Source organism: Actinacidiphila glaucinigra (assembly GCF_035918135.1).
GTDB lineage: Bacteria > Actinomycetota > Actinomycetes > Streptomycetales > Streptomycetaceae > Actinacidiphila > Actinacidiphila glaucinigra.
Window position 1 is genome coordinate 7,288,766 of record NZ_CP109144.1, and the last position, 25,743, is coordinate 7,314,508.

Consider the following 25,743-nt stretch of genomic DNA (forward strand, 5'->3'; position numbering starts at 1 on the left):
CATGCCTCCCGTCATCGACCTCGACGCGTACGCCAAAGGCGTGCTGGACGGCTCCCGGGCCTGGATCGCGCGCGCCATCACCCTGGTGGAGTCGTCGCGGCCCGATCACCGGGAGCTCGCCCAGCGGCTCCTGACCGAGCTGCTGCCGCACGCGGGCAGGGCCCGCAGGATCGGCGTCAGCGGGGTGCCGGGGGTGGGCAAGTCCACCTTCATCGACGCCTTCGGCACCCTGCTCACCGGCCTCGGCCACCGGGTCGCGGTGCTCGCCGTCGACCCGTCGTCCACGCTGACCGGCGGCTCCATCCTGGGCGACAAGACCCGGATGGAACGGCTCGCGGTGGACCGCTCGGCCTTCGTGCGGCCCTCGCCGTCGGCCGGGACGCTCGGCGGAGTGGCCAAGGCGACCCGGGAGTCCATCGTCGTCGTGGAGGCGGCGGGCTACGACGTGGTGCTCGTGGAGACCGTGGGTGTCGGCCAGTCCGAGACCGCGGTCGCCGGCATGGTCGACACCTTCCTGCTGCTGACGCTGGCCCGGACCGGCGATCAGCTCCAGGGCATCAAGAAGGGCGTTCTGGAGCTCGCAGACGTCATCACCGTCAACAAGGCCGACGGCCCGCACGAGCGCGACGCCCGCGCCGCCGCGCGTGAACTGTCCGGCGCCCTGCGGATGATGACCCCGGTGGACACCGCCTGGACCCCGCCCGTGCTCACCTGCAGCGCCCGCGAGGGCACCGGCCTCGACACCCTGTGGGAGCGGCTGGAGCAGCACCGCACGCTGCTGGAGTCCACGGGCCGGCTGGCGGCCAAGAGGCGCGACCAGCAGACGGAGTGGGCCTGGAGCATGGTCCGCGAGGAGCTGCTGGGCCGCCTCCGGGGCCACCCCGAGGTGCGCAGGCTGACCCCGGAGATCGAACGGCAGGTCCGCGAGGGCACGCTGACGCCCACCCTGGCCGCCGCGCGCATTCTCGACGCGTTCTCGGGCTGAGCCGGACCGCCCCGGGTCAGGCCGCCCGCGCCTGGCCCCGGGGCACGGCGCACCGGCCCTCCGACCACAGCGCCCCGGGCATGTTGCAGTCCGGGCCGACCTGGTGGCGGTCGACGTACGCGAACAGCCGCCGCGCCTCCGCCATGTGTGCCGCGCACGCGAACGAGCCGTGCCCGGGGAGCCATTGGATGTGCCACCGTGCGGGATCGGCGCACGGCTGCGCCGCGTCGGCCGCGACGCGGCCGCACGGCGTCGTGCCGTCGACGGGTATCGGGGTGAGCCGGGGCGTGATGGGACCGGTCATGGGCAGGCCTCCTCTGCCGCGCGACGCGACGCGACCTGTGTGCGTGTGGGGTGATGGGCCGCTTGTGCGCACTCGATGTCGGTATGCCCCGTCATGGCGGCCTCCGACGCATGTACGGAGGTCAGGAGTTGGTAACCGCGGGGGTCGGGGGCGCCGCGGCGGCCGCAAGTTGTGGCGTACTCGTTCCTCGCCGTTCCTCGAACGGCACGGGGTTGTTGATGGTGCACCGTCAGGCTCGCCCGCATGCCGCATACATCATTCCGCGCGAGGGCCCTGCTGCTCGCGTCCGCGCTGGTCGCCGCCACCGTGACCGTCGCCGGTTCCGCCTCCGCCGACCCCGCGACGCCTGCGACGACCACCACGACCACGACGACCACGACGGAGACGGCCGACGCCGGCCGGGTCGTCGTCTCCGCCGACTTCTCCGCCGCCGCCCTGCCCCAGGGCTTCAGGGCGGTCGAGGGCGACTGGAAGGTCAGGGACGGCCGCCTGTGGGGCGCGTCGGCCAACTCGGGCCAGCAGAGCCGCATCACCTTCGGCGAGCACCTCGACGACTTCCGCCTCGAGGTGACGGCCCGCTTCGAGACCGCCGCCGACACCGCCCGGTGGACGGCCATGGGCCTCGACCTCGCGGCCGACGGCTCCGTGCCGTGGTCCATCGCCACGATGCGCACCGGCACCACCGCGTCCAACGGCCTGGAGTTCGCCCAGCGCACCGCGGCCAACGCCTGGAACGTCACCGACACCCACGCCGCGCCCACCGCCGCGGGCACCGGCAAGGACGTCAGGATCGCCGCCGAGGTCCACGGGGCCGGCGCCGTCTGGTACTTCGACGGCAAGGAGGTCATGCGCACCAGCCGCGTCGCACGCTCCACCGGCGGCGTCCAGGGCCTCCTGGTGAACGGCGCCTCGGTCTCGTACGACGACCTCAAGGTCACCGAACTGCCGCCGCGGAGCTGGATCCGCCCCGACGGGGCCCCGCTCACCGTGATCGCCCACCGCGGCGCCTCGTCCGTCGCGCCGGAGAACACCCTGGTCGCCCAGGAGATCGCCCGCGGGGGCGGCACCGACTTCGTCGAGAACGACGTCCAGCCCAACAAGGACGGCATCCCCTACGTCCTCCACGACTCCACCGTCGACCGCACCACCGACGGGACCGGCGCCATCCGCTCGCTCACGGCCCAGCAGATCGGCGCGCTCGACGCCGGGTCCTGGTTCGCCCCGCACTACGCCGGCGCGCGCGTCCCCACCCTCGCCGCACAGCTCGACGACCTGCGCACGCGCGGCGGCAACCTCCTGCTGGAGATCAAGGGGCAGCACACCAGGAGCGAGGTGGCGACCATCGTCGACACCGTCCGGTCGCACGGCATGACCGGCCGGGTCTTCGTGCAGAGCTTCGAGGTCGACGCCCTGCGCTACACCCGCGAACTCGCCCCGGAGATACCGCTGGGGCTGCTGCGCAGCACCCTGGACGCGGACCCGGTGGCGCTCGCCGGGGAACTGCACCTGGCGGCGTACAACCCCGAGGACGGTGCCCTCGCGAAGAAGCCCTCGGTCGTCGCCGACCTGCACCGGGCCGGCGTTGCCGTGATGGTGTGGACCGTGGACGGCGCCGACCGCTGGAAGGCACTGGAGGCCCTGGGCGTCGACGGCGTCATCACCAACCGCCCGGCGGAGCTGACCGGCTGGAACCGTGCCTTCCTGCAGAACCGGCAGGCCCCCGCGAAGCCCGTGGTGACCGTCACCTCCCCGGCGCCCGGCGCGGCCCTCGGCCGGGCCCAGGCGCCCGTCCCGGCGGTGCAGACCCAGGACGCGGAGAAGGTTGCGCTCACCCTCGACGGCCGTCCCGTCACCGCGGGCGTCCCGCTGGACCTGACCGGGCTCGCCACCGGGGAGCACACCCTGCGCGCCGAGGCGTCGGGGCCGGGCGGCACCGAGGTCGCCACGTCGGTCTTCACCGTCCGGGCCGACGCGACCGGCCTGGCGCACCTCATCCTCACGTCGGGCGCCAAGGACGCCTCGATCGGCACCATGGCCACCCTGCTCGGCCAGAAGCAGTACTCCACCCTCGCCACCTGGGCGCGGGTGCAGTCGGGCAAGGGCCTCGACGCCGGACGGGCCGCCCTGATCGCCGCCGACGCGAAGTCCCTGGCGGGCGCGTCCTGACCGCCGTGCCTTGATGCTCGCCTCCCTGACGGTGCCGCCGCGACGGCACTTTCAGGGGGCGCGGTGCGTGGCCCACCATGGGGCATGAGTGACCGGAGTGGAGCCCCCTGGGTGGTGTGGCGGGTGGGCGTGGCTGCTCGCGCGGCGGGCTTCCTGCTCCCGGCGGTCCTGGGCGTGAAGGCGCTCGTCGGCTGGGCCGGGTGGGTCGCCTCTCCGGAGGTGGCGACGGCCCGGTCGGCCGGGTTGGGCTCGGGACTCGCCGTCGGCGTTCGGTCGTTCTTCTGGTGGTCGATTCACAGGGTGCGGCTCGAGGTCGGCCCGGACGGGATCGTGGCTGTCAACCCGTGGGGCACCCATCGTCTGCGACTGGACGAGGTGGCTTCGGTGCGGCTCGGTGCCTGGGGTGCGGAGTTCCATGACGGGAACGGTTTCAAGACCACGGCGTACGCGCTCAGCGAGCCGGCCTCGGGCACGTCGCAGGTCCGGCGTTTCGCCGAGTTGCGGGCTGTTCCGGAAACGGGCCCCGGGACCGGGGACTGACCGGGCGGGCCCCGGCGGGAGGCCGCGGCGCGGCCACGCTCCGGCTGTCATGAGGCCCGGGCCGGTGACTGCTGCGCCGTGGGCTTCGGCGCGCCGGTGGTGACGGCCCGCGCCGGGGTCAGCTCGCGTACGCGGTCGGCGGCACGCCGACGGTCGCGGTGAAGTCCCGGACCAGATGGGCCTGGTCGCTGTAGCCGAGTTCCGCGGCGAGGGCGGACCAGTCGACGGACGCCTCGGACTCCGCGCGCTCCAGGGCCTCGTGGATGCGATAGCGGAGGATGACCCACTTCGGGCTGACGCCGATGTACGCCGCGAACAGCCGCTGCAGGGAGCGGGCCGACATGCCCTCGGCGCGGGCGAAGTCCTCGACGCGCAGGATGGAGCGGTCGTGCCGGATACGGTCGGCCAGGGCCGCCGCGAGGGCCGCCTGCGGGTCGGACGCGGGCGCGAGCGACAGCAGGAACGCGTCGAGGGCGGCGACACGGGCGTCCTCGTCCCGAGGGCCGAGTACCGCGCCCGGCACGGCCTCGTGGCCGGGCAGCGCGTCGTCGAGCAGGACGCGCCGGCCCGTCCAGTGCGACACCGGCACCGCGGGCGCGAAGGGCCGGAAGCCGCCGGGCCGGAACTGGATGCCGCAGACGCGTCCGGTGGCCTCAAGTTTCTGCGTGAACAGCTCGAGCCCGATGCCCGAGACCTCGCCGAAACCCGGGGCGGTGCCGTGGCGCTGGAAGACGATGTTGACCGAGGGGTGCGGCACGACGTGCGAGGCGTACGGCTCGGTGAGGTCCCAGTCGATCAGCCAGTAGTGCTCCAGGTACGGGCGCAGCGCGGGCGCGGGCGCCCGGCGCCGGAAGCGGACGCGGGCGAAGAGCTCCGGGGCGTCGACGATGCCCCGGGTGTCGCGGCGCGGGCTGTCCGGACCTGCCATACCGGCGATCCTACGGGGCGCCCTGTCGCATTTCTTCAAGCCGCGAAGGCCCTGCCGGTCCTAGCGTCGGACCCATGACGACGAGAACCGGTGAACTGCTCGCCGCGGCCCGCGACCGGGCCCTGCCCCTGGTGCACGCACTGCCAGACGAGGCCCTGGACGTGCCGACGCCCTGCGCCGAGTACGACGTACGGAACCTGCTCAACCACCTCTTCCATGTGGTCGTCGGCTTCCAGGCCCTCGCGGCGCGCGAGGAGGCAGACTTCTCCGTCACCCCGGACCGTCTCGCCGCGTACGGCGACGGCTGGCGGGCGCGGTTCGAGGAGGAGACGGAACTGCTGGTGGGCGCCTGGGCGGTACCGGGTGCCGACGAGGGCGTGGCCGGGTCGATGAACCTGCCCGCGCGCACCGTCGGCGCCATGGCGCTGCTCGACCTGACGGTGCACCCCTGGGACCTCGCCCGCGCCACCGGGCTGCCCTACACACCGGACGCCGAGGGGCTGCGGGCGCTGGAGGAACTGGTGGCCGCGATGGGGCCGACCGCCCGGAAGATGGGGGTCTTCGGCGAGCCGACGCCCATGCCCGCCGGGGCCTCCGCCTTCGAGGCCCTACTGGCGGGCACGGGCCGCGATCCGCGCTGGAGCCGCCCGGTGGCGTAGCGCGGAACACTTTTGCAACTGGTTGCACAATCGGGTCCCGGTGGTCTACAAAAGTCGTGACGACACCGCGCGCCGCCCCCCGAGGAGACCCCGCGATGAGCCCCTACCCGCACCTGCTGAACCCGCTCGACCTCGGCTTCACCACACTGCCGAACCGGGTGCTCATGGGCTCGATGCACATCGGACTGGAGGAGGCCGAGGGCGGCTTCGAGCGGATGGCCGCGTTCTACGCCGCCCGGGCCCGCGGCGGCGTCGGCCTCATCGTCACGGGCGGCATCGCCCCCAACGACCGGGGCCGCCCCTACCCCGGCGGGGCCCGGATGACCACCGAGGCCGAGGCGGCGCAGCACGCCGTCGTCACCGACGCCGTGCACCGCGCCGGCGGCCGCATCGCGATGCAGATCCTGCACTTCGGCCGGTACGCGTACCACCCCGACCTGGTCGCCCCGAGCGCGCTGCAGGCGCCGATCAGCCCCTACGTCCCGCACGCCCTCACCGGCGAGGAGGTCGAGGAGACCGTCGAGGACTTCGTGCGGGCGGCCGCGCTCGCGCGACAGGCGGGGTACGACGGCGTCGAGATCATGGGCTCCGAGGGCTACCTGATCAACGAGTTCATCGCCTCCGCCACCAACCATCGCGACGACCGCTGGGGCGGCTCCTACGAGAACCGGACCCGCCTCCCGCTGGAGATCGTCCGCCGCACCCGCGAAGGGGTCGGCCCGGACTTCATCATCGTCTACCGGCTGTCCATGCTGGACCTGGTGCCCGGCGGCTCGACCCTGGAGGAGGTCGTCTCCCTCGCCAAGGAGATCGAGGCGGCCGGGGCGACGATCATCAACACGGGCATCGGCTGGCACGAGGCGCGCATCCCCACCATCGCCACCTCCGTCCCGCGCGGGGCGTACACCTGGGTGACGAAGAGGCTGATGGGCGCGGTCTCGGTGCCGCTGGTCACCAGCAACCGGATCAACACCCCCGAGGTGGCCGAGCGGTTGCTCGCGGAAGGGGCCGCCGACATGGTGTCGATGGCCCGCCCGATGCTCGCCGACCCCGACTTCGTGGCGAAGGCCCGCGAGGACCGCGCGGACGCCATCAACACCTGCATCGGCTGCAACCAGGCTTGCCTGGACCACACCTTCAGCGGCAGGCTCACCTCCTGCCTGGTCAACCCCCGGGCCTGCCACGAGACCGAGCTCGTCCTCCTCCCCACCCGGCTGCGCAAGCGCGTCGCCGTCGTCGGCGCCGGGCCCGCCGGACTCGCCTGCGCCGTCTCCGCGGCCGAACGGGGCCACGCCGTCACCCTCTTCGACGCCGCCGACCGCATCGGCGGCCAGCTGAACGTCGCCCGCAAGGTGCCGGGCAAGGAGGAGTTCGACGAGACGCTGCGGTACTTCCGCACCCGCCTCGCCGAGGAGGAGGTGGAACTGCGCCTGGACACGCACGTCACGGCCGAGTCCCTGGCGGACGGGGGCTTCGACGAGATCGTCCTGGCCACCGGCGTCACCCCGCGCACGCCTGATATCCCCGGCGCCGACCACCCGAGCGTGCTGAGCTACCTCGATGTGCTGCGCGACGGAGCCCCGGTCGGCGAGCGCGTCGCCGTCGTCGGCGCGGGCGGCATCGGCTTCGACGTCGCCGAGTTCCTCACGGACGGCGGCGAGGGCGCGAGCCGGGACCCGCAGACGTACTTCCGCCAGTGGGGTGTCGACACCGAGTACCGCGGGCCCGGCGGCCTGCGCGCGCCCGAGCGGCCGAAGGCGCCGCGCACCGTGCACCTGCTGCAGCGCAAGGCCACCAAGGTCGGTGCGGGGCTGGGCAAGACCACCGGCTGGATCCACCGCACCGAACTCAAGCACCGCGGCGTCACCATGGTCGCGGGCGCCGTCTACGAGCGCATCGACGACGAGGGCCTGCACATCACCGTGAACGGCGAGCCGCGGACCGTGCCCGTCGACACCGTCGTCCTGTGCGCCGGTCAGGAGCCGCGCCGCGACCTGTACGAGGCGCTGCGCGCGGCCGGGCACTCCGTGCACCTCATCGGCGGCGCCGACTTCGCGGCGGAGCTGGACGCCAAGCGGGCCATCCGCCAGGGCACCGAAGTGGCCGCGGCGCTGTGAGCCCGGCCCGTCCGTAGGATGCGGACATGTCGCTGCCGCACGCCATTCTCACCGCCCTGCTGGAGAAGCCGTCGTCGGGGCTGGAGCTGGCACGCCACTTCGACCGTTCCATCCGCTACTTCTGGTCCGCGACCCACCAGCAGATCTACCGCGAGCTGGGCCGGCTGGAGGACGCGGGCCTGATCCGGGCCCTGCCCGCGGCCCAGCCCGCCCGCGGCCAGCGCAAGGAGTACGAGGTGCTGCCCGCGGGCCGCGCCGAACTCACCGCCTGGGTGGCCGCCACCGAGGACCCCAAGCCGATCCGCGACCCGCTGCTGCTGCGCCTGCGCGCGGCGGCGGTCGTCGGGACCGACGGGCTCGCGGCCGAGCTGCGCCGCCATCTTGAACTGCACGAGCGGCAGTTGGCGCAGTACGCCGAGATCGAGCGGCGTGACTTCCCGCCGGGGCGCGGCGCCGACGAGGACCGGCTGCGGCACCTGGTGCTGCGTGCGGGCATCGAGCTGGAGACCTTCTGGGCGCAGTGGCTCGGCGAGGCGGTCGCCGAGGTCGAGGAGATGGGGCGGCTCTGATCGGCCGCCGGGGTCAGTGGTCGGCGATGTCGTTGGCGGCGACGTAGCCGAAGGTCATCGCGGGGCCGATGGTCGAGCCCGCCCCGGCGTAGCTGTGGCCCATCACGGCCGCGCTCGCGTTGCCCGCGGCGTACAGGCCCTTGATGGCCGTCCCGTCGGGGCGCAGCACCCGGGCGCGGGCGTCGGTGCGCATGCCGCCCTTGGTGCCGAGGTCCCCGGGGACGATCTTGAAGGCGTGGAGGGCGGCAGCCACAGCGGGGCCAGGCAGGAGTTGGGCAGCACCGCGGGGTCGGTGTAGTAGTGGTCGTACGCGCTGTCCCCCCGGTGGAAGTCGGTGTCCCGGCCGGTGAGCGCCTGCCCGTTGAAGCGTCCGACGGTGGCGCGCAGCGCCGCCGGCGGCACCCCGATCTGCCCGGCGAGCGCGTTCAGGGTCCAGGCCTTGCGGACGGCGCCGGAGGCGTACCAGTCGTCGGGGAAGGGCAGCCGTGTCCGCCGCGTGCCTCGCACGCGGCACCGAGGCCGCCCTCGGCCCGCGCGGGTGCCGCCGCGGTGAGCCCGGCTGCGAACAGCAGCCCCGCGCCGCCGCCCGCCGCCGCGCCGCGCAGCACCTGGCGGCGGGAGGGCTGCTCCGTACGGTCGTCGGCCAAGGCGGACACGGTCATGGCGGGCCTCCGGCGATGAAATCTGACGTGGCGTCAGAAATGTGCGGCCGGTGCCCGAGGAAGTCAAGACGCGCGCGTCCGGCACCGCGTCCGTCACCGTGTACGGCGCAGCGCCAGCAGTGCCGCGTCGTCGCCGAGGCCGCCGCCGCTCCAGGACCGCAGATCGGCCAGGACCCGGTCGAGCAGGTCGTCCGGGTCCTGCTCGGGCATCTCCCGCACCCGTTCGGCGAGCGGGTAGAAGCGGCCCCGCCGGTCGCGGGCCTCGACCACGCCGTCGGTGCAGAAGAGCAGCAGGTCGCCGCGGTGGAAGCGGACCGTCTGCGGGCGGTAGCGGTCGCCGGTGAGGGCGAGGAGCCCGAGCGGCGGCGCGGGGACCTCGGGCGCCAGCTCGGTCACGGTGCCGTCACGCCGCAGCAGGGGCGCGGGGTGGCCGCAGTTGACGAGCACGGCGTCGTCGCCCTCCTCCGGGACGGTCAGCAGGACGGCGGTGACGAAGTCCTCGCTGCCGCCGCCGCTGCGGGCGAGCGCACTGTCCAGCCGGGCCGCGACCGCGTCCAGGCCCGGTTCCGAGCGGGCGGCGTCCCGGAAGACGCCGAGGACGTCGGCGGCGGTCTCCACGGCGGCCAGCCCCTTGCCGCGTACGTCGCCGAGCAGCACCCGCACCCCCTGGTCGGTCGGCACCACCTCGTACAGGTCCCCGCCGATGCGGGCCTGCGACTCCGCCGCCACATAGCGCACCGCGACGCGCAGCGGGCCGATCCGGGGCGGCGGCGGACGCAGCAGGGCGCTCTGCGCCGCCTCGGCGACCCCGCGCACCCGGGCCAGCTCCCGCTCCCGCCCGGTGATCAGCACGACGGCGCCGGTGCTGGTGAAGGTCACCGCGAGCACGGTGATCGCGGAGGTCACGTGGACCAGCGCCGGGACCCCGTGGTTCGCCGCCGCGAGCGCGAAGACCAGGCCGATCGCGAGCGCGCCCGCCGCCAGCGGACCGCGGGCGCGGCGGGAGTGCGCGCCGGCGAGCACCGGGAGTGCCGCCAGGACGGGGGCGAGGGTCGTACTCGGGCCGCTGGTCAGGTCCAGGACCACGCAGCCGGCGATCAGCAGGTAGGCCAGCACCAGGAAGCAGAGCGCCCCGCGGGACAGTGCGAGCGGGGGCGCCCCGGTGTGCGTGTGCGGGCCGCGGGCCATGGGTGCCGGTCCTCCTGTCGCCGGTGCGGGACACCCCTTCTCCATCTTCGCCGCACCGGGCCGGCCGCGGCGGGAATGGACGCGGCGGCCCCCGTGTTGAAACGCACGTCCGAAGAAAATGAAAACCATTGTGGACGTGGAGAGGACCCCCGCATGGCACGCAGTGAGCAGCGCCCGGTGATCACGCTCCGGTCGACCGCCGGCACCGGCACGGCCTACGTGACCCGCAAGAACCGGCGCAACGACCCGGACCGGATGGTCCTGAGCAAGTACGACCCGGCCGTCGGCCGCCACGTGCCGTTCCGCGAGGAGCGCTGACACCGGCGAACGCAGCCGTCCCCCGTCCCTGCCGCAGACTGGAGCACACCGTGCAGCACACGATCCACCCCGCCTACCGTCCGGTCGTCTTCCGTGACCGCAGCGCGGACCTCGCCTTCCTCACCCGCTCCACGATGACCGCCGAGAAGACCGTCGTCTGGGAGGACGGGAACACCTACCCGGTGGTCGACGTGGAGATCTCCTCCGCGAGCCACCCGTTCTACACCGGCAACGCCCGCGTCATGGACACCGCCGGCCGCGTCGAGCGCTTCGAGCGCCGGTACGGCACCGGCCCCCGCCGGGGCTGATCGCCGCGGGCCGCGGCGCCGCTCAGGTCTTGCGGTACGTGTACGCGTCCTGAGCCGCCGCGGCCACGGCGTCGAGGTCGGCACCCGTCGACGCGGTGACCACCGCGGCCACCGCGCCCTCCACGAACGGCGCGTCGATCAGCCGGGTGCCGGGCGGCAGCTCGTCCCCTTCGGCGAGCAGCGCCTTCACCGTCAGCACCGCGCTGCCCAGGTCGGCGAGGACGGCGACACCGTCACCCTGGTCCACCGAGTGCGCGGCGGCGCTGATCTTCCCGGCATCCGTGCCGAGTCCGCCGTCCGGCGCGCCGCCGGCGGCGGCCACCGGCACTTCGGTGCCGCCGCCGCTCAGGCCGGTCGCCATCCGCGCGACCGACTCGGCGACCTGGGCGCTGTGCGACACCAGCACCAGCCCGACCGTCATACGGTGCCCTCCCGGGCCGCGCCGGCCAGGGCGCCCACCAGGAGCGCCGAGGACGCCGCCCCGGGGTCCTGGTGCCCGATGCTGCGCTCCCCGAGGTAGCTCGCCCTCCCCTTGCGGGCCTGCATGGGCACGGTGGCCAGTGCACCCTCGTCGGCGGCGATCGCGGCCGCCGACAGCGCCTCCGCGAGCCCGGCGCCCTTGTCGAGGGCGAAGGTCAGCGCCTCCACGGCCGGTGCCAGCGCGTCGAGCATCGTCTTGTCGCCCTGTGCCGCGCCGCCCAGCTGTGCGACGCCGTCCACCCCTTCGCGCAGCGCCTGCGCCAACTGCTCCGGCGCCACCTGCCGGGCATCGCCCAGGGCCTTGCCCGCCTTGCGCAGCAGCGTCCCGTACAACGGGCCCGAGGCCCCGCCGACCGTGCTGATCAGCTGCCGCCCGACCAGCACCAGCACACCGCCCGGGGTGTCCGGCGGCTCCTTCTCCACCGCCGTGCGCGCCGCGATGAAGCCGCGCCGCATGTTCGCTCCGTGGTCGGCGTCCCCGATGGGGGAGTCCAGCTCCGTCAGCCGGTCCGCCTCGCGCTCGATCACCGAGGCCGCGGCGACGAACCAGCGGCGTAGGAAGGCCGTGTCGATCACCTGGCCCGCTCCGGTGGACGATGCCTCGCTCATCTCTCCCGCTCTCCTCAACCTCGCTCAGGCGCCCCAGCACAGGGCCGGCGTGCTCACCGGCGCGTCCCACAGCCGCAGCATTTCCTCGTCCACCTGGCACAGGGACACCGACGCGCCCGCCATGTCCAGCGACGTCACGTAGTTGCCGACCAGTGTGCGGGCCACCGTCACGCCGCGCGCCCCGAGTACCCGGTGCACCTCGGCGTTGAACCCGTACAGCTCCAGCAGTGGCGTCCCGCCCATGCCGTTCACCAGGAGCAGCACCGGACCGTCCGGGCGGCGGTCGTCCAGGACGGCGTCGACGGCGACCTCCGCGATCTCGCCCGAGGTCATCATCGCCCGGCGTTCCCGGCCCGGCTCGCCGTGGATACCGATGCCCAGCTCCAGTTCCCCCGCCGGGAGGTCGAAGGTGGGCGCGCCCTTGGCCGGTGTGCTGACCGCGGTCAGCGCGACGCCGAAGCTCCGCGAGACCTCGTTGACGCGCCGCGCGACGGCCTGGACGCGCTCCAGGGGCGCCCCCTCCTCGGCCAGCGCGCCCGCGATCTTCTCCACGAAGAGCGTGGCGCCGGTGCCGCGCCGCCCCGCCGTGAAGAGGCTGTCGGTCACGGCGACGTCGTCGTTGACCAGGACCTTGCCGACCATGATCCCCTCGTCCTCGGCCAGCTCGGCGGCCATGTCGAAGTTCAGCACGTCACCGGTGTAGTTCTTCACGATGAACAGCACCCCGGCCCCGCTGTCCACCGCCGCGGCCGCCCGCACCATCTGGTCCGGCACGGGGGAGGTGAACACCTCGCCCGGGCACGCCGCGTCGAGCATCCCGCGTCCCACGAACCCCCCGTGCAGTGGCTCGTGCCCCGACCCGCCCCCGGAGAGCAGCGCGACCTTCCCCGCGACCGGCGCGTCCCGGCGCACGATCACCCGGTTCTCCACGTCCACGGTCAGCTCCGGATGCGCTGCCGCGAACCCCCGCAGGGCGTCGGCCACCACGGTTTCCGGGACATTGATCAGCATCTTCATGGAACGGCTCCGTCCAAAGGCTGGGTCTGGCGGTGCTGCGCTGTCACATCAGCCTACAAATCCGCAGGGCCAGGGGCAGTCCCGATGACGCATGAGTCTCATGTGCACCGTGCACAGGGTCTACCGGGGTCCGCCCCCGTCCGCGGCGGGCAGCGCGTACCGGCGGACGAGCTGCGCCTCGGCCTGGTCGAGGTAGGACGCCAGCAGCGACTCCGCCTTCGCCGGGTCGGCCGCCTCCAGGGCGGAGAGGATCTCCCGGTTGCCGTCGAGGTAGGGCTCGTGGAACGCCCGGGGGTCGTCCATCGCGTGGAAGGCGAGGCGGAGTTCGGCGAGCACGCCCGTCATGAGCCCGGTCAGCCGGGCGCTGCCCGCCAGGTCGACCAGCGCCTGGTGGAAGTGGATGTCGGCCGTCCCCAGCTCTCCCCACCGCTCCCCGGCGGCCGCCCGCCCGCCCTCCGCCACGGCGTTCGCGGCACCGGTCAGGTCGTACGGCGCCGGCCCGAGGCCGCGGATCACGGAGCACTCGACCAGGCGCCGTACCCGATAGATGTCGCAGACGTCCCCGGCCGTCAGCACCCGGACGAAGACCCCGCGGTTGAGTTCGTGGACCAGCAGTTTCTCGTGCGTCAGCAGCCGGAACGCCTCGCGGAGGGTGTTGCGGGAGACACCGAGCGCCCCGGCGACGACGTCCTCGGCGAGCTTGCCGCCCGGCGGCAGGTGGCCCTCGGAGATCCTGGTGCGCAGCACCGCGGCGACCCGGTCGGCGGTGCTGGAGCGCGCCAGCAGCGCGCGGTCGCCGGCGAGGACCGCGGGATCCACCTCTGCCGCCATCGTCCCCCCGCCCTCTCGCTCCGTAGCCGGCCGCGGGCCCGCGGCGCGGGCCCAGTCAATCCGAGAGCGGGGGAGAAGACAACGGGACTCTTGTCGGATTGTTCAACAAGAATCTACGGTGATCGGACGCCGGGAATGGTTCGCGCCCGGCCCGCCGGACACCGCAGCTCGCGTCGCCCGACCGGACGCGGCCCTTCCCGAGGAGTTCGCCGTACCGATGACAGACCTCGTGATCGACCTCAACGCGGACCTGGGGGAGGGCTACGGACGGTGGGTCCTCACCGACGACGACGCCCTGCTGTCCGTGGTCACCAGCGCCAACGTCGCCTGCGGCTTCCACGCGGGCGACCCCGGCATCATGCGCCGGGTGTGCGACACCGCGGCCGCGCGCGGCGTGCGCATCGGCGCCCAGGTCTCGTACCGGGACCTCGCGGGGTTCGGCCGGCGGGCGATGGAGGTGCCCGCGGACGAACTGGCCGACGAGATCACCTACCAGATCGGCGCGCTGGAGGTCTTCGCCCGCGCCGCGGGGGCCCAGGTGGCGTACGTGAAACCGCACGGGGCCCTCTACAACAAGGTCGTCGTCGACGACGGCCAGGCCGCCGCCGTCGCCGCGGGCACCCGGCGGGCCGATCCGGCCCTGCCGGTGCTCTGCCTGCCCGGCTCGGCCATGGAGCGCGCGGCCCGGCGGGCCGGGCTGGACGTGGTGGGGGAGGCCTTCGCCGACCGTGCCTACACCGCCGCCGGCACGCTCGTGCCGCGCGGCACCTCGGGCGCGCTCATCGCCGATCCCCACGAGGTCTCCCGGCAGGCGGTCGCCCTCGCCCGGGACGGCGTCACCACCGCTCTGACCGGTGAACGGGTGACCGTACGGGCGCGGTCGCTGTGCCTGCACGGCGACTCCCCGGACGCGGTGGCCACGGCCCTGCGGGTGCGGGCCGCGCTCGAGGACGCGGGCGTGCGGCTGGAGGCGTTCGCATGAGGGTCCTCACGGTCGGGGAGGACGCCCTCCTGATCGACCTGGCCACCCCCGGCGAGGCGCGGTCCTGGCACGCCGAACTCCTGCGCCGCCGCGGCGAGGGCGGCCTCGGGCCGGTGCGCGAGATCGTCCCCGGCGAGCGGACCGTGCTGCTGTCCGGGGTGCCGGACGCGGCCGCGCTCCGCGCCGAGTTGCGCGGCTGGTCCGTCACGGCCCGGGCGGCGGCCGGCGGGCCGCTCGTGGAGATCCCGGTCCGCTACGACGGGCCCGACCTCGCGGTGGTGGCCGAGCGGTGGGGCGTGCGGCCGGAGGAGGTGGCCGGGGTGCACAGCGGCGCCGAACACCGCGTGGCCTTCTGCGGGTTCGCCCCGGGCTTCGCCTACATGACCGGGCTCGGCGAGCGGTACGGCGTGCCGCGCCGGGCGGAGCCCCGCACCTCGGTGCCCGCCGGCTCGGTGGCCGTCGCGGGCCCCTACACCGGCATCTACCCGAGGAGTTCACCGGGCGGCTGGCAGCTGATCGGCACCACTTCCGTCCGCCTGTGGGACCTGGCACGGGAACCGGCCGCGCTGCTCGCGCCCGGCACCCGTGTGCGCTTCGTTCCCGCGCCCGAGGGGGCGGGAGCGTGAGCGGCGGCGAGCTGCGGATCGTCAGGGCCGGTGCGCTGACCACCGTCCAGGACCTCGGGCGGTACGGTCACGCCGCGCTCGGCGTCGCCCGCTCCGGGGCCCTGGACCGGCCGGCGCACCGGCTGGCCAACCGCCTGGTGGGCAACGCCGACCGGGCCGCGACCCTGGAGACCACGCTGACCGGGGTGGCCGTTCGGGTCGTCCGTCCGGCCGTCGTCGCGGTCACCGGGGCACCGGCACCGGTCCTGCTCGACGGCCGCCCCGCCCCCTGGGGCGCCGCCGTGCGGCTGCCGGCCGGGGCCGTGATCGAGGTGGGGCCCGCCACGCGGGGTGTGCGCAGCTACCTGGCGGTCGGCGGCGGTGTCGACGTGCCCGCGGTGCTCGGCAGCCGTTCCACCGACCTGCTGTCCGGGCTGGGGCCCGCGCCGCTCAGGGACGGCGACGTGCTGCCGCTGGGCGCGGGGCCTGCGCTCCCCGTCCACGCCGACCTGGCCCCGCACGCCGGTCCGCCGCGGGAACTGGTGCTGCCGCTGCGGCTCGGGCCGCGCGACGACTGGTTCACCGCCGCCGCCGTCCGCACCCTCGCCGCCGGCCGCTTCCACGTGTCGGAGCGCAGCAACCGCATCGCGCTGCGCACCACGGGGCCCGTGCTGGAGCGGGCCGTCCACCGGGAGCTGCCGAGCGAGGGCATGGTCGTGGGAGCCGTCCAAGTGCCGCCCGACGGCAGGCCGGTGGTCTTCCTCGCCGATTCGCCCACCACCGGCGGCTACCCGGTCGTCGGCGTGGTCCCCGAGCGAGGCCTGGCCGCGGCCGCGCAGGCCGTCCCGGGGCTGCCCGTGCGTTTCGTTCCCCAACGCTGAGACCGGTCACGGCTCTTCCAGATTTCTGTAACGCGTTCTACTCTGGCGCCGTCGTCGCTCAGGGACGCGACCGGACCTCGGGAGGGGCCGTGCACCTGGACCACACACCGGAGCAGCTGCGGCTGCGCGCCGAACTCAGGTCGTACTTCGCCGGACTGGTGCCCGACAACGCCTACGCCCGGCACTTCGACCGGACCGCCGCCAAGCGCTTCTACCGTGAGACCGTCCGCCGGCTCGGCCGCGACGGATGGCTCGGCGTCGGCTGGCCCGAGGAGTACGGCGGCCGCGGCATGACCCCGATGGAACAGTTCATCTTCTTCGACGAGGCCGCCCAGGCCGGCGTCCCGCTGCCGCTGATGGCGCTCAACACCGTCGGCCCCACGATCATGCAGTTCGGCACCGAGGAGCAGAAGGCGTACTTCCTGCCGCGCATCCTGTCCGGGGAGATCGACTTCGCCATCGGCTACTCCGAGCCCGACGCCGGCACCGACCTGGCCGCGCTGCGCACCCGCGCCGTACGCGACGGCGACGCTTACGTCATCAACGGCCAGAAGATCTGGACCACCAACGGCGACACCGCCGACTGGGTCTGGCTCGCCGTCCGCACCGACCCCGACGCCCCGCCCCACAAGGGCATCTCGATCCTCCTGGTGCCGACCACCGCGCCCGGCTACTCCTGCACGATCATCAACACCCTCGCCTCCCACGACACCACCGCGAGCTACTACGAGGACATCCGCGTCCCCGTCGACCGCCGCGTCGGAGAGGAGAACCAGGGCTGGCGGCTGATCACCACCCAGCTCAACCACGAGCGCGTCACGCTCGCCGCCCACGGCACGATGGCGATCCGCGCCTTCCACGACGTGCGCCGCTGGGCCGCCGACACCAAACTGGCCGACGGCCGCCGCGTCATCGACCTCGCCTGGGTCCGCGGCCGCCTCGCCCGCGTCCACGTGCGGCTGGACGCCATGAAACTGCTCAACTGGCAGATGGTCGACGCACTCCACCGCGGCACACTCACCCCGCACGACGCCTCGGCCGTCAAGGTATACGGCTCCGAGGCCCGTCGTGACGCGTACGCCTGGCTGATGGAGATCACCGCCGCCGTCGGCCCCATGAAGGAGGGCTCCGCGGGCGCCGTCCTCCACGGCGAGCTGGAACGCGGCTACCGAAGCGCCGTCATCTTCACCTTCGGCGGCGGCAACAACGAGATCCAGCGCGAGATCATCTCCTGGATCGGGCTGGGCATGCCGCGCGTCCGCAGGTGAGCGGTCGGGCCGAAGCCGGTCCTACGTCCACCGGCGTAAGGCAGGACGGGACCCCGGTTCGATGCCCGGCGCGTCCGGGCGGGCCTGGCGTGCGGCGCATGGAGATCCCCGAGCAGTACAAGTACGCCGTCATCGCGCACGCGTTGGCCGACGGCGCCGCCGAGGCGATCAGGTTCCACACGGCCGCGTTCGGAGCGACGGAGTCCTGACGCGCTGACCGGCCGGCCGGCCGGCCGGCCGGTGCCGTGGCCGCCGGCGCCGAACTGCTGACGGCCCCGGCCGACATGCCCCACGGCGCGCGGCAGCCGATGCTCCGCGACCCCTTCGGGTACGTCTGGATCCTCCTGACGCCCCTCGACGGCTGATCAGAAGTGAGTGGCGATCCCGAAGGCCTCGCGGAGCCGGCGCATGTCGTGGCGGTCCCGGTCGGCCGGCTCGTACCCCTGGTGGAAGTAGACCTGCTGCTCGGCCGAAAGGCAGGGGACGGCGGTCCGCTCCACCTCGCCGGTGACGAAGCACGCGGCCGGGTAGCCGAAGGGGCGCCCCGGCTCCGGCGACGCCTGCTCGGCGCTCCCGTCGGCCGCGAAGGACAGGGGGTGCAGGTCGATCTCGCGGCCCCGGGCGTCGGTGACGACGAAGCGCACCGGCCGCCCGTCGAGCGACTCGGTGAAACCCGCCGCGGCCAGCGCCGCGACGACGGTCTCCTCCTGCTCGTGGCGGTGCATGAGGTCCAGGTCCCGGTGGTCCCGGGTCTGCCTGCCCAGCAGGGCGTCGATCCCCCAGCCCCCGCCGACCCAGACCTCGGCGCCGGCCCTCCGCAGCAGGCCCAGGATCTCCACCACGTCCCGTCCGGTCATCATCGACGCGTCCCCCCTCGCCCGGGTCGGAGCCCCAGGGTGTCACCCGGGGCCGGATCACGGGGCCGGATCACGGGGCCGGATCACAGGGCCGGATCACAGGGTCCGGAACTCCGGAGTATCGTGAAAGCAGCGGTGGTCCCTCGTGACCGCCGCGCGGCGGTGGGGCCCGCCGTACCCGAACCGCGGTGAGGACGCCGCCAACGGTCCCTACTTGTGACGGAACGCGCCCTGCGCAGGGCGCCGCACGAGTAGGAGACGCATGACCTCGCCGGCCCCCCTCCCCCCGATGACCGAGCCCGCACCGCCCGACGCCGAGCCTCCGCCGCCCCTGCCGCGATCCGCGCGGATACGGGAGCAGGCGCCCGCCGTCGGCGTGGTCGCGGTCGGCGGCGCCCTGGGGGCGTGCGCGCGCTACGGCGCGGGCCTGCTGTGGCCCACCGCGCCGGGCGCCTTCCCGTGGACCACCCTCGGCGTCAACGCGCTCGGCTGCGCCGTGATCGGCGTGTTCATGGTCCTCATCACCGAGATGTGGTCCGCGCACCGGCTCGTCCGCCCGTTCTTCGGCACCGGCGTGCTCGGCGGCTTCACCACCTTCTCCACGTACGCCGTCGACATCCACGGCCTGGTCGAGGGCGGTCACGCCGAGGCGGGGCTCGCCTACCTCGCCGCGACGCCGCTGATCGCCCTGGCGGCGGTGTGGGGCGCGGCGCACACGGCCCGCCGCCTCATCGGATGGAGGCAGACATGACACGGCTGAAGGGCACCGCGCTGCGGCTGACGATCCTGATCGGCGACAACGACACCTGGCACCACAAGCCGCTGTGCTCCGAGATCACCCGCCGCGCCCACGACGCCGGCCTGGCCGGGGCCAGCGTCTTCCACGGGGTCGAGGGCTTCGGCGCCTCCTCGCTGATCCACACCAGCCGGCTGCTCTCGCTGAGCGACAACCTTCCGGTGGCCGTCGTCATCGTCGACCACGAGGAGCGCGTCCGCGCGTTCCTGCCGCAACTCGACGAACTGGTCACCGAAGGGCTGGTCACCCTCGACGAGGTCGAGGTCATCCGCTACGTCGGACGGGGGAACCACGGGTGAACTGGATGCTCGTCATCGCCGGGGCCGTGGTCGGAGCGCCGCTGCGGTACCTCACCGACCGTGCCGTCCAGGCCCGGCACGACACCGTGTTCCCGTGGGGCACCTTCACCGTCAACGTGGTCGGCTGCCTCGTCCTGGGGCTGCTCGCCGGCGCGGTCACCTACGGCGCGGCCTCCCACTCGGTCCAGCTCCTGGTCGGCACGGGATTCTGCGGGGCGCTCACCACCTACTCGACCTTCTCGTACGAGACCCTGCGGCTGGCCGAGACCGGGGCGCGGGTCTTCGCCGTCGCCAACGTCGTCGCGAGCGTGGTCGCCGGCATCGGCGCGGCGTTCACCGGTGCCGCGCTGGCCCAGGCGATCTGGGCCTGAGCGGACCCGGTACCGGAGGCCGCCCGAACAGGACGTTCCGCCCAACCCACCTAAAATGAAGAGGTCCACACTCCGGCCTGTCGCCCGGAGCGGACGCGGGTGTGCTCCCCGCCGACAGGCGCCGCGAGGAGTGCGCCGCGCCCGGGCGACGCGGCTCCCACCGCGGGAGGACTCCATGTCCCTGACCCAGCGTCCCGGCACCCGGATCCAGACGGCGGGCCACGCCCAGACCCCACCGGCCGACATCCGCGACTCGCTGTTCACGGCGCCCCTGCTGCTGATCGGCGGGTGGCTGTTCGCCGGCGGCTGGGCGCTGGCGTACCCCGACACGCACGTCGGCAACAACGTACGCAACGTCGACCTCGTCTTCGCGACCATCATCCTGCTCAACGCGATCGCGCGCGTCGCCCGGACCCGCGGGCCCGGCAGCGACGTCATCACCATCGTGTGCGGTGCCTGCCTGGTCGTCTCGCCGTTCGTCTTCGGCTACTTCGGCGACCCGGGAGCCGGTCTCGCGCCCCTCAACCAGATCGTGACGGGTGCGGTCCTGATGGTCCTCGGCGCCGTGAGCCTGGCGCTGATCGAGCGACGGCGCCCCCGCCCGCCGGCCGACGCCGCACCCGCCCGCTGACGCGCCTCCGCGGGAGGCCGCGCGGGGCAGACCCGGCGCCCCGCGCGGCCCTATGCTCGGCGCTGCGGGCACCAGGCCGCGCGTCGCCGTCCCGGTCACGGGTGGGGCCGGCCGTGGTCGCACGGCGACAGGAGGCTGCGATGCGCGACGCCGACCCCGGGCTCTTCGGGCCCGCCTCGGTCACCTGGCAGATGCACGGCGACCCCATGATGTGGATCGCCGGTGTACGGGCGCTGTACCTGCAGGCGCTGCACCCGCGCGCGGTGCGCGGCGTCACGCAGAACTCGGACTTCCGGCAGGACGCGTGGGGCCGGCTGCTGCGCACCGCGGACTTCGTCGGCACGATCACCTACGGCACCACGCTGCAGGCCGAGCGGGCCGGCGCCAAGGTGCGCGGCATCCACCGCAGGCTGTCCGCGACCGATCCGGACACCGGTGAGCGCTTCCCCGTCGACGATCCCGCACTGCTGCTGTGGGTGCACTGCGCGGAGATCGACTCCTACCTGGAGGTGGCGCGGCGCTCCGGCTTCCCCCTCACCGACGCGCAGGCCGACGCCTACGTCGCCGAACAGCGCGAGGCGGCACGGCTGGTGGGCCTGGACCCGGCCGAGGTCCCCGACGACACCGAGTCGCTCGCCGCGTACTTCGAGAAGGTACGGCCCGAGCTGGCCGCCACCCCCGAGGCCCTGGAGGTCTTCGCCTTCCTCCAGGGGCCGCCCGTGCCCCGGGCGCTGCTGCCCCTGCGGCTCGCCGTGTGGGGCCGCGCCACCGCACTGGCCTACGCCGCGCTGCCGCCCTTCGCCCACGAGCTGTACGGGCGGCCCGCCCCGGCCGTCCCCGTCACCGGGCGGCGGCTGCGCGGTACCGGGCTGCTGCTGCGCACGATCCCCTCCTACGTGCGCTGGCAGCTGCCGCCCGGGCACATCCTCAAGGCGGTCGGACGTCTCGGCCCCGGCACCCACCCGTCCGCCCACCGACTGCGCGAACAGGCGCGTTCCCCGGGGTAGCGGCGGGTCCCCAAGCGCGCCCCCCCGCGTCCATACTGGGTGCGGGGAGAGGCGGACGACCGGGGGCGGCGTACACCATGACGGCAGCTCAGTACGACGGGGGAACACTGCTGCGCGAACGCTACCGGCTGCGGGAGCGGATCGGGCGCGGCGGCATGGGCGAGGTGTGGAAGGCGCTGGACGAGTCGCTCGGCCGGGAGGTCGCGGTCAAGTGCCTCAAGCCGACGAGCCCTTCGCTCGACCCGTCCGTGCACCGGGTGCTGCGGGAGCGGTTCCGCAGGGAGGCACGGGTCGCGGCGGCGCTCCAGCACCGCGGCGTCACCGTCGTCCACGACTTCGGCGAGAGCGAGGGCGTGCTCTTCCTCGTCATGGAACTGCTCGACGGCCGCAACCTGAAGCAGCTGCTCGGTGACAACGAGGGCCGCCCGCTGCCCCTGCCCGACGTCACCGACATCGCCGCGCAGATCGCGGCGGCCCTCGCGTACACCCACGCCCGGGGCATCGTGCACCGCGACCTGAAGCCGGCGAACGTCATGCGGCTCGCCGACGGGGACGTCAAGATCTGCGACTTCGGCATCGCCCGCCTCGGTCACGACATCGGCTTCACCTCGCGGCTGACCGGCACCGGGGTCGCCATGGGCAGCCCCCACTACATGTCGCCGGAGCAGATCGGCGGCGAGGACGGCATCGACCACCGCAGCGACCTCTACTCGCTGGGCTGCGTGCTCTACGAGATCGCCACCGGAGCGCCGCCCTTCGACCTCGACGACACCTGGGCCGTCCTGGTCGGCCACCGCGACACCCCGCCCCGGCCGCCGCGCGAACACCGGCCCGACCTGCCGGGCGAACTGGAGCAGCTCGTCCTCGACCTGCTCGCCAAGAGCCCGGAGGACCGCCCGCAGAGCGCGGCGGACGTGGCGGGCCGGCTCAAGACGCTCCGGGACGGCGGGCACGGCGGTACCCGCCCCGGGTCCGGGCTGCCGTCCTGGGCGCGCCGTCTGGAACTGCAGTCGGGGGCGCCCAGCGCGCACGGCACCGGGGCCCTGGCGAGCCGGCACACCGCGGCCGTCGGACTCGCCCGGCTGGGCCGCTGGCCCGAGGCCGAGCGGACGCACCGCGCCGTCGCCGAGGAGCGCGAGCGGCTGCTCGGAGCCACCCATCCCGACACTCTGACCAGCCGCTACGAACTCGCCCTGTGCCTCAGCCGCGGCGGCCGCCACGCCGAGGCGCTGCGCATGTACGAGGACGTGGCGGCGGCCCGTGCGCAGGCGCTGGGCCCCGATCACCCCGGCACGCTCGCCGCCCGCCAGGAGGCCGCCTACGTGCTCGGGCGCCTCGGCCGTCACGAGGAGGCCCGGCAGGGGTACGCCGCGGTGCTCGCCGCCCGGGAACTGCGGCAGGGCACCGACCACCCCGACACCCTGCACTGCCGGCACAACCTCGCCGTCACGCTCGGGCGGCTCGGCCGTACGCAGGAGGCGTACGCCTCGGCAGCCCAGGTCGCGGACTCCCGCACCCGCGTCCTGGGCCCCTCCCATCCCGACACGCTCACCACCCGCTGCGAGGCCGGCCATCTGCTCGGGCTGCTCGGCCGCTGGCCGGAGGCCCGTGCCACCTACGCCCACGTCGCCGCGATCCGGGCCGGACTGCTGGGCGCCGACCACCCGGAGACCCTCGCCACCCGCCATGAACTGGGCATCTGCCTGGGGCGGATGGGCCTCGGGGCCGAGGCCCACGAGCTCTACACCGACCTCGTCGCCCTCCGCACCCGCGTCTCGGGGCCGGCCCACCCCGACACCCTCCGCGCCCGGCACGGCCTCGGGGTCAACCTCGGGCGCCTCGGCCGCTGGCGGGACGCCCTCGCCGAGGCCCGCGACGTCACGGCGGTCCGCACCCGCGTCCTCGGCGCGGACCACCCGGACACGCTCGTCAGCCGCCGCGAGATCGCCGTCGCCCTCGGCTGGCTCGGCGACTGGCGCGAGGCCCTGGCCCTCCACGAGGCCGTGGGGGAGGCGCGTGAGCGCGTCCTCGGCGCGGACCACCCGGACACGGTCGCCAGCGGGCAGGACCGGGCCCTGTGCCGTGAGCGGCTGGGCCTGCGCGACTGACCCGCTTCAGGGGCGGCCGGTGAGCCGTGCCCGGGCCGCCTTGCGGAACGCCGCCACGAGCCGGTTGCCGTCGCCGGCGCGGGTCGCCAGCACGACGTGGCTGGGCTCGACGCCCTCGAGGGGGATCGCGGTGAGGTCGGGACGCAGGCCGCCGCGGACGCCCGCCGAGATGGTCACGGCCTGCCCGGCGGCGACCACCTCGAACTTGTCCTCGACGGCGTCGATGAGGGGACCGTCCGGTGCCGGGCTGCCGTCCGGCCGGGGATCGATGCGCCAGAACGCGCTCCACGACGGGTCGGACTCCCGCACCCGGGGCAGGGGCTCGCCGGCGATGTCGTCCAGGGTGACGGACTCCTCGCCCGCCAGGCGGTGGTCCAGCGGCACCACCAGCACCCGGGGTTCGTCGTACAGCACCGTCACGTCCAGCCCGCCGGTGGGGAACGGCAGCCGGGTCACCAGCGCGTCCACCCGGTGGTCCAGCAGCGCCGCGCCCGCCTCGTTCCAGGGCACGTGCTGGGTGCGCACGTCGGCGTCCGGATGCCGGTGGCGCAGCTCCCGCACCGCGGGGGTGACGATGAGGCCCGAGGTGTAGCCCACGGTGATCCGGCTGGGCCGGGCGGCGGCACGGGTCTCGGCCGCCGCGCTCGCGGCCGAGCGCAGCAACGCCCTGGCCCGGGGCAGGAAGACCTCCCCGGCCTCGGTGAGGACGGTGCCCCGCGGGGTGCGGTCCAGCAGGCGCGCGCCGAGCTGCTGCTCCAGGCGCCGGATCTGCCGGCTCAGGGACGGCTGCGTGACGTGCAGCGCCTCGGAGGCGCGGCCGAAGTGCCGGTGCTCGGCGACGGCCGTGAAGTAGCGCACGAGCCGCAGGTCGAGGTCCGGCGGCGCGGAGGAGGACTCGGACATGGCCCCAGTGTAACCAGCCACAACCCCTTCCACCTGTGGTGATGCCCGGAACGCATTGCGCCGTGCAGAACGGGCCTTGGACCGCGGGAGCTCCCGGCCCGCACGATGGAAGCCGCCCCGCACCGCGCCGCCGGCATCGCGCGAGGGGTGGCACCACACCACTTCATCGAAGGATCGCAGCATGCGTGTATTCGTCACCGGCGCCACCGGTCACATCGGGACCGCCGTCGTCGCCGAACTCCGCGGGGCCGGGCACGAGGTCGTCGGCCTCGCCCGCTCGGACCGTTCCGCCGCCGCCCTGGAGGCCGCGGGCGCCGGGGTCCACCGCGGCAGCCTGGAGGACCCCGACGGCCTGCGTCGCGGCGTAGCGGCGGCCGACGGCGTCATCCACCTGGCCTTCGGCCACGACTTCTCCGACTACGCGGGTGCGCTCGCCACCGACCTGCGGGCCGTCGAGGCGATGGGGGAGGCGCTCGAGGGCACCGGCCGGCCCTTCGTGATCACGTCCGGCACGCTGATGCTCGCGTTCGCCGCACCGGGACGCCTCGGGACGGAGGACGACGCGATAGCCCCCGCCTCGCCCCCGGTGCCGCGCGCCGAGGCGGAGAACGCGGCGGTCGCGCTCGCCGCGCGTGGGGTCCGCTCGTCGGTCGTCCGGCTCGCCCCGTCCGTGCACGGCCCCGGCGACCGGCACGGGTTCGTCCCGCAGCTGATCGGCTTCGCGCGCGACAAGGGCGCCTCGGCGTACGTGGAGGACGGCGCCACCCGCTGGCCCGCCGTCCACACCCTGGACGCTGCGCGCCTGTTCCGGCTGGCGCTGGAGGCGGCACCGGCGGGCTCGCGACTGCACGGGGCCGCCGACGAGGGCGTCCCCTTCCGGGAGATCGCCGAGGCGATCGGCCGCGGCCTGGACGTCCCGGTGAAGAGCGTGCCGCGCGAGGCGGCACAGGAGCACTTCGGTTTCCTGTCCGGCTTCGTGACGCTCGACAACCCGACGTCGAGCACGCGCACCAGGGAACTCCTGGGATGGCGCCCGGAGCACCCCGCCCTGCTCCCGGACCTGGCGGCGGGCCACTACTTCGGGCGGTCCGACGCCTGACCCGCGACGGGGGGGAGTCCGACGCGGGGGTGCGCGCCCGGCCGGTGACGTGGTTCCGGTACGGGCAGGGCGATCCGCGGCTGCCGACCGCCGTCGCCGGGCGCCTCCCGCAACCCGGCGGCAGCGGTCGCCCCGGCGCACTCCCCGAGCGCGCTCGTCGAGATCAGCGGGGACCTCGCCTTCGCGGTGACCCTCGACGAGCCGCACACCCGGGAAGGGCAAGAGGGGCCCCCTCCCGGGTACTTCGGCTCCTTG

At 74.5% G+C, this 25,743-nt stretch carries 30 protein-coding genes; 19 read left to right on the forward strand and 11 right to left on the reverse strand.

The genetic code is table 11. The annotated features are described in order from the left end of the window. Position 1: 1 nt before the first annotated feature. On the forward strand, positions 2–985 hold the full coding sequence (gene meaB / locus OIE69_RS32865; RefSeq protein WP_326577891.1) for a methylmalonyl Co-A mutase-associated GTPase MeaB: 984 nt from the start codon (positions 2–4) through the stop codon (positions 983–985). 16 nt (positions 986–1,001) lie between these two features. Here the strand turns inward: meaB and OIE69_RS32870 are convergent, their stop codons facing one another. Beyond that, positions 1,002–1,289, reverse strand: coding sequence for a hypothetical protein (locus tag OIE69_RS32870; RefSeq protein ID WP_326577893.1), 288 nt, complete (start codon positions 1,287–1,289; stop codon positions 1,002–1,004). 243 nt (positions 1,290–1,532) lie between these two features. On the opposite strand from OIE69_RS32870, the gene OIE69_RS32875 reads away from it, so the two are divergent. Next, positions 1,533–3,455: a glycerophosphodiester phosphodiesterase gene (locus OIE69_RS32875; RefSeq protein WP_326577895.1), complete on the forward strand. Its 1,923-nt coding sequence runs from the start codon at positions 1,533–1,535 to the stop codon at positions 3,453–3,455. A gap of 84 nt (positions 3,456–3,539) precedes the next feature. Next, on the forward strand, positions 3,540–3,995 hold the full coding sequence (locus tag OIE69_RS32880) for a PH domain-containing protein (protein ID WP_326577897.1): 456 nt from the start codon (positions 3,540–3,542) through the stop codon (positions 3,993–3,995). 118 nt (positions 3,996–4,113) lie between these two features. Here OIE69_RS32880 and OIE69_RS32885 read toward each other — a convergent pair whose 3' ends face one another. Then, positions 4,114–4,923, reverse strand: a complete 810-nt coding sequence (locus tag OIE69_RS32885) for a helix-turn-helix domain-containing protein (RefSeq protein WP_326577899.1) — start codon at positions 4,921–4,923, stop codon at positions 4,114–4,116. Between the two features lie 74 nt (positions 4,924–4,997). Here OIE69_RS32885 and OIE69_RS32890 point away from each other — a divergent pair, with 74 nt between their 5' ends. The 3 genes from OIE69_RS32890 to OIE69_RS32900 all read left to right on the forward strand — a co-directional run bounded on the left by OIE69_RS32890 (position 4,998) and on the right by OIE69_RS32900 (position 8,268). Continuing rightward, a complete protein-coding gene (locus OIE69_RS32890) occupies positions 4,998–5,582 on the forward strand; it encodes a TIGR03086 family metal-binding protein (protein ID WP_326577901.1) in 585 nt (194 codons plus the stop codon). Between the two features lie 95 nt (positions 5,583–5,677). Then, positions 5,678–7,699, forward strand: coding sequence for an NADPH-dependent 2,4-dienoyl-CoA reductase (locus OIE69_RS32895; RefSeq protein ID WP_326577903.1), 2,022 nt, complete (start codon positions 5,678–5,680; stop codon positions 7,697–7,699). A 26-nt stretch (positions 7,700–7,725) separates the two neighbouring features. Continuing rightward, on the forward strand, positions 7,726–8,268 hold the full coding sequence (locus OIE69_RS32900) for a PadR family transcriptional regulator (protein WP_326577904.1): 543 nt from the start codon (positions 7,726–7,728) through the stop codon (positions 8,266–8,268). A gap of 13 nt (positions 8,269–8,281) precedes the next feature. Here OIE69_RS32900 and OIE69_RS32905 read toward each other — a convergent pair whose 3' ends face one another. The 3 genes from OIE69_RS32905 to OIE69_RS32915 form a co-directional block, all read right to left on the reverse strand. Beyond that, on the reverse strand, positions 8,282–8,782 hold the full coding sequence (locus OIE69_RS32905; RefSeq protein ID WP_326577905.1) for an FAD-binding protein: 501 nt from the start codon (positions 8,780–8,782) through the stop codon (positions 8,282–8,284). Continuing rightward, positions 8,694–8,930, reverse strand: coding sequence for a hypothetical protein (locus OIE69_RS32910; protein ID WP_326581584.1), 237 nt, complete (start codon positions 8,928–8,930; stop codon positions 8,694–8,696). The genes OIE69_RS32905 and OIE69_RS32910 overlap by 89 nt, the downstream gene beginning before the upstream one ends. 93 nt (positions 8,931–9,023) lie before the next feature. Next, entirely contained in the window at positions 9,024–10,118 is a 1,095-nt protein-coding gene (locus OIE69_RS32915; RefSeq protein ID WP_326577906.1) for a PP2C family protein-serine/threonine phosphatase, read from the reverse strand. 153 nt (positions 10,119–10,271) lie between these two features. Here OIE69_RS32915 and rpmG point away from each other — a divergent pair, with 153 nt between their 5' ends. Further along, the gene (gene rpmG / locus OIE69_RS32920; protein ID WP_018561168.1) at positions 10,272–10,436 is read left to right on the forward strand and encodes a 50S ribosomal protein L33; all 165 of its coding nucleotides are present in this window, start codon (positions 10,272–10,274) and stop codon (positions 10,434–10,436) included. A 50-nt stretch (positions 10,437–10,486) separates the two neighbouring features. Beyond that, complete coding sequence (locus tag OIE69_RS32925; RefSeq protein WP_089226784.1) at positions 10,487–10,744, forward strand: type B 50S ribosomal protein L31; 258 nt, start codon at positions 10,487–10,489, stop codon at positions 10,742–10,744. Positions 10,745–10,766: 22 nt separating this feature from the next. On the opposite strand, the gene dhaM is transcribed toward OIE69_RS32925, so the two are convergent. The 4 genes from dhaM to OIE69_RS32945 all read right to left on the reverse strand — a co-directional run bounded on the left by dhaM (position 10,767) and on the right by OIE69_RS32945 (position 13,681). Then, complete coding sequence (dhaM, locus tag OIE69_RS32930; protein WP_326577907.1) at positions 10,767–11,165, reverse strand: dihydroxyacetone kinase phosphoryl donor subunit DhaM; 399 nt, start codon at positions 11,163–11,165, stop codon at positions 10,767–10,769. Next, on the reverse strand, positions 11,162–11,833 hold the full coding sequence (gene dhaL, locus OIE69_RS32935; protein WP_326577909.1) for a dihydroxyacetone kinase subunit DhaL: 672 nt from the start codon (positions 11,831–11,833) through the stop codon (positions 11,162–11,164). Before dhaL ends, dhaM begins: the two co-directional genes overlap by 4 nt. A gap of 24 nt (positions 11,834–11,857) precedes the next feature. Continuing rightward, the gene (gene dhaK / locus OIE69_RS32940; RefSeq protein ID WP_326577911.1) at positions 11,858–12,850 is read right to left on the reverse strand and encodes a dihydroxyacetone kinase subunit DhaK; all 993 of its coding nucleotides are present in this window, start codon (positions 12,848–12,850) and stop codon (positions 11,858–11,860) included. A gap of 120 nt (positions 12,851–12,970) precedes the next feature. Next, positions 12,971–13,681, reverse strand: coding sequence for a GntR family transcriptional regulator (locus tag OIE69_RS32945; protein ID WP_326577913.1), 711 nt, complete (start codon positions 13,679–13,681; stop codon positions 12,971–12,973). Positions 13,682–13,898: 217 nt separating this feature from the next. Between OIE69_RS32945 and OIE69_RS32950 the strand changes: the two genes are divergently transcribed. The 4 genes from OIE69_RS32950 (at position 13,899) to OIE69_RS32965 (ending at position 17,417) form a co-directional block, all read left to right on the forward strand. Further along, positions 13,899–14,663 carry a LamB/YcsF family protein gene (locus OIE69_RS32950; protein WP_326577915.1) on the forward strand — a complete coding sequence of 255 codons (765 nt, stop codon included), beginning with the start codon at positions 13,899–13,901 and terminating at the stop codon, positions 14,661–14,663. Continuing rightward, entirely contained in the window at positions 14,660–15,289 is a 630-nt protein-coding gene (locus tag OIE69_RS32955; RefSeq protein WP_326577917.1) for a 5-oxoprolinase subunit B family protein, read from the forward strand. The genes OIE69_RS32950 and OIE69_RS32955 overlap by 4 nt, the downstream gene beginning before the upstream one ends. Continuing rightward, positions 15,286–16,149: a 5-oxoprolinase subunit C family protein gene (locus OIE69_RS32960; RefSeq protein WP_326577918.1), complete on the forward strand. Its 864-nt coding sequence runs from the start codon at positions 15,286–15,288 to the stop codon at positions 16,147–16,149. The genes OIE69_RS32955 and OIE69_RS32960 overlap by 4 nt, the downstream gene beginning before the upstream one ends. A gap of 89 nt (positions 16,150–16,238) precedes the next feature. Continuing rightward, positions 16,239–17,417, forward strand: coding sequence for an acyl-CoA dehydrogenase family protein (locus OIE69_RS32965; RefSeq protein ID WP_326577919.1), 1,179 nt, complete (start codon positions 16,239–16,241; stop codon positions 17,415–17,417). Positions 17,418–17,782: 365 nt separating this feature from the next. Here the strand turns inward: OIE69_RS32965 and OIE69_RS32970 are convergent, their stop codons facing one another. Beyond that, positions 17,783–18,277 carry a nucleotidyltransferase domain-containing protein gene (locus tag OIE69_RS32970; RefSeq protein WP_392567598.1) on the reverse strand — a complete coding sequence of 165 codons (495 nt, stop codon included), beginning with the start codon at positions 18,275–18,277 and terminating at the stop codon, positions 17,783–17,785. 286 nt (positions 18,278–18,563) lie between these two features. On the opposite strand from OIE69_RS32970, the gene OIE69_RS32975 reads away from it, so the two are divergent. From OIE69_RS32975 to OIE69_RS33000, 6 genes are all read left to right on the forward strand, one after another. Further along, a complete protein-coding gene (locus OIE69_RS32975; RefSeq protein WP_326577920.1) occupies positions 18,564–19,025 on the forward strand; it encodes a fluoride efflux transporter FluC in 462 nt (153 codons plus the stop codon). Then, positions 19,022–19,369, forward strand: coding sequence for a DUF190 domain-containing protein (locus tag OIE69_RS32980; protein WP_326577922.1), 348 nt, complete (start codon positions 19,022–19,024; stop codon positions 19,367–19,369). The genes OIE69_RS32975 and OIE69_RS32980 overlap by 4 nt, the downstream gene beginning before the upstream one ends. Further along, a complete protein-coding gene (crcB, locus tag OIE69_RS32985; RefSeq protein ID WP_326577924.1) occupies positions 19,366–19,740 on the forward strand; it encodes a fluoride efflux transporter CrcB in 375 nt (124 codons plus the stop codon). Before OIE69_RS32980 ends, crcB begins: the two co-directional genes overlap by 4 nt. Positions 19,741–19,915: 175 nt before the next feature. Then, entirely contained in the window at positions 19,916–20,371 is a 456-nt protein-coding gene (locus OIE69_RS32990; protein ID WP_326577926.1) for an SPW repeat domain-containing protein, read from the forward strand. A gap of 140 nt (positions 20,372–20,511) precedes the next feature. Then, the gene (locus OIE69_RS32995; protein WP_326577928.1) at positions 20,512–21,378 is read left to right on the forward strand and encodes an oxygenase MpaB family protein; all 867 of its coding nucleotides are present in this window, start codon (positions 20,512–20,514) and stop codon (positions 21,376–21,378) included. Positions 21,379–21,455: 77 nt separating this feature from the next. After that, a complete protein-coding gene (locus tag OIE69_RS33000; protein WP_326577930.1) occupies positions 21,456–23,486 on the forward strand; it encodes a serine/threonine-protein kinase in 2,031 nt (676 codons plus the stop codon). A gap of 6 nt (positions 23,487–23,492) precedes the next feature. Here OIE69_RS33000 and OIE69_RS33005 read toward each other — a convergent pair whose 3' ends face one another. Beyond that, the gene (locus OIE69_RS33005) at positions 23,493–24,389 is read right to left on the reverse strand and encodes a LysR family transcriptional regulator (RefSeq protein ID WP_326577932.1); all 897 of its coding nucleotides are present in this window, start codon (positions 24,387–24,389) and stop codon (positions 23,493–23,495) included. 181 nt (positions 24,390–24,570) lie between these two features. Here OIE69_RS33005 and OIE69_RS33010 point away from each other — a divergent pair, with 181 nt between their 5' ends. Beyond that, entirely contained in the window at positions 24,571–25,488 is a 918-nt protein-coding gene (locus tag OIE69_RS33010) for an SDR family oxidoreductase (protein WP_326577934.1), read from the forward strand. Positions 25,489–25,743 lie beyond the last annotated feature (255 nt).

Bases quoted from the DNA above. Each gene is read 5' to 3' on its own strand.
- OIE69_RS32980 (WP_326577922.1), top strand. From the start codon at position 19,022: ATGACACGGCTGAAGGGCACCGCGCTGCGGCTGACGATCCTGATCGGC.
- dhaK (WP_326577911.1), bottom strand. From the start codon at position 12,850: ATGAAGATGCTGATCAATGTCCCGGAAACCGTGGTGGCCGACGCCCTG.
- OIE69_RS32975 (WP_326577920.1), top strand. From the start codon at position 18,564: ATGACCGAGCCCGCACCGCCCGACGCCGAGCCTCCGCCGCCCCTGCCG.
- OIE69_RS32955 (WP_326577917.1), top strand. From the start codon at position 14,660: ATGAGGGTCCTCACGGTCGGGGAGGACGCCCTCCTGATCGACCTGGCC.
- OIE69_RS33005 (WP_326577932.1), bottom strand. From the start codon at position 24,389: ATGTCCGAGTCCTCCTCCGCGCCGCCGGACCTCGACCTGCGGCTCGTG.
- OIE69_RS32995 (WP_326577928.1), top strand. From the start codon at position 20,512: ATGCGCGACGCCGACCCCGGGCTCTTCGGGCCCGCCTCGGTCACCTGG.
- dhaL (WP_326577909.1), bottom strand. From the start codon at position 11,833: ATGAGCGAGGCATCGTCCACCGGAGCGGGCCAGGTGATCGACACGGCC.
- OIE69_RS33000 (WP_326577930.1), top strand. From the start codon at position 21,456: ATGACGGCAGCTCAGTACGACGGGGGAACACTGCTGCGCGAACGCTAC.
- OIE69_RS32915 (WP_326577906.1), bottom strand. From the start codon at position 10,118: ATGGCCCGCGGCCCGCACACGCACACCGGGGCGCCCCCGCTCGCACTG.
- OIE69_RS32990 (WP_326577926.1), top strand. From the start codon at position 19,916: ATGTCCCTGACCCAGCGTCCCGGCACCCGGATCCAGACGGCGGGCCAC.
- dhaM (WP_326577907.1), bottom strand. From the start codon at position 11,165: ATGACGGTCGGGCTGGTGCTGGTGTCGCACAGCGCCCAGGTCGCCGAG.
- OIE69_RS32870 (WP_326577893.1), bottom strand. From the start codon at position 1,289: ATGACCGGTCCCATCACGCCCCGGCTCACCCCGATACCCGTCGACGGC.
- rpmG (WP_018561168.1), top strand. From the start codon at position 10,272: ATGGCACGCAGTGAGCAGCGCCCGGTGATCACGCTCCGGTCGACCGCC.
- OIE69_RS32950 (WP_326577915.1), top strand. From the start codon at position 13,899: ATGACAGACCTCGTGATCGACCTCAACGCGGACCTGGGGGAGGGCTAC.
- OIE69_RS32885 (WP_326577899.1), bottom strand. From the start codon at position 4,923: ATGGCAGGTCCGGACAGCCCGCGCCGCGACACCCGGGGCATCGTCGAC.
- OIE69_RS32970 (WP_392567598.1), bottom strand. From the start codon at position 18,277: ATGATGACCGGACGGGACGTGGTGGAGATCCTGGGCCTGCTGCGGAGG.
- OIE69_RS32895 (WP_326577903.1), top strand. From the start codon at position 5,678: ATGAGCCCCTACCCGCACCTGCTGAACCCGCTCGACCTCGGCTTCACC.
- OIE69_RS32890 (WP_326577901.1), top strand. From the start codon at position 4,998: ATGACGACGAGAACCGGTGAACTGCTCGCCGCGGCCCGCGACCGGGCC.
- OIE69_RS32875 (WP_326577895.1), top strand. From the start codon at position 1,533: ATGCCGCATACATCATTCCGCGCGAGGGCCCTGCTGCTCGCGTCCGCG.
- OIE69_RS33010 (WP_326577934.1), top strand. From the start codon at position 24,571: ATGCGTGTATTCGTCACCGGCGCCACCGGTCACATCGGGACCGCCGTC.
- OIE69_RS32880 (WP_326577897.1), top strand. From the start codon at position 3,540: ATGAGTGACCGGAGTGGAGCCCCCTGGGTGGTGTGGCGGGTGGGCGTG.
- OIE69_RS32900 (WP_326577904.1), top strand. From the start codon at position 7,726: ATGTCGCTGCCGCACGCCATTCTCACCGCCCTGCTGGAGAAGCCGTCG.
- OIE69_RS32910 (WP_326581584.1), bottom strand. From the start codon at position 8,930: ATGACCGTGTCCGCCTTGGCCGACGACCGTACGGAGCAGCCCTCCCGC.
- meaB (WP_326577891.1), top strand. From the start codon at position 2: ATGCCTCCCGTCATCGACCTCGACGCGTACGCCAAAGGCGTGCTGGAC.
- OIE69_RS32945 (WP_326577913.1), bottom strand. From the start codon at position 13,681: ATGGCGGCAGAGGTGGATCCCGCGGTCCTCGCCGGCGACCGCGCGCTG.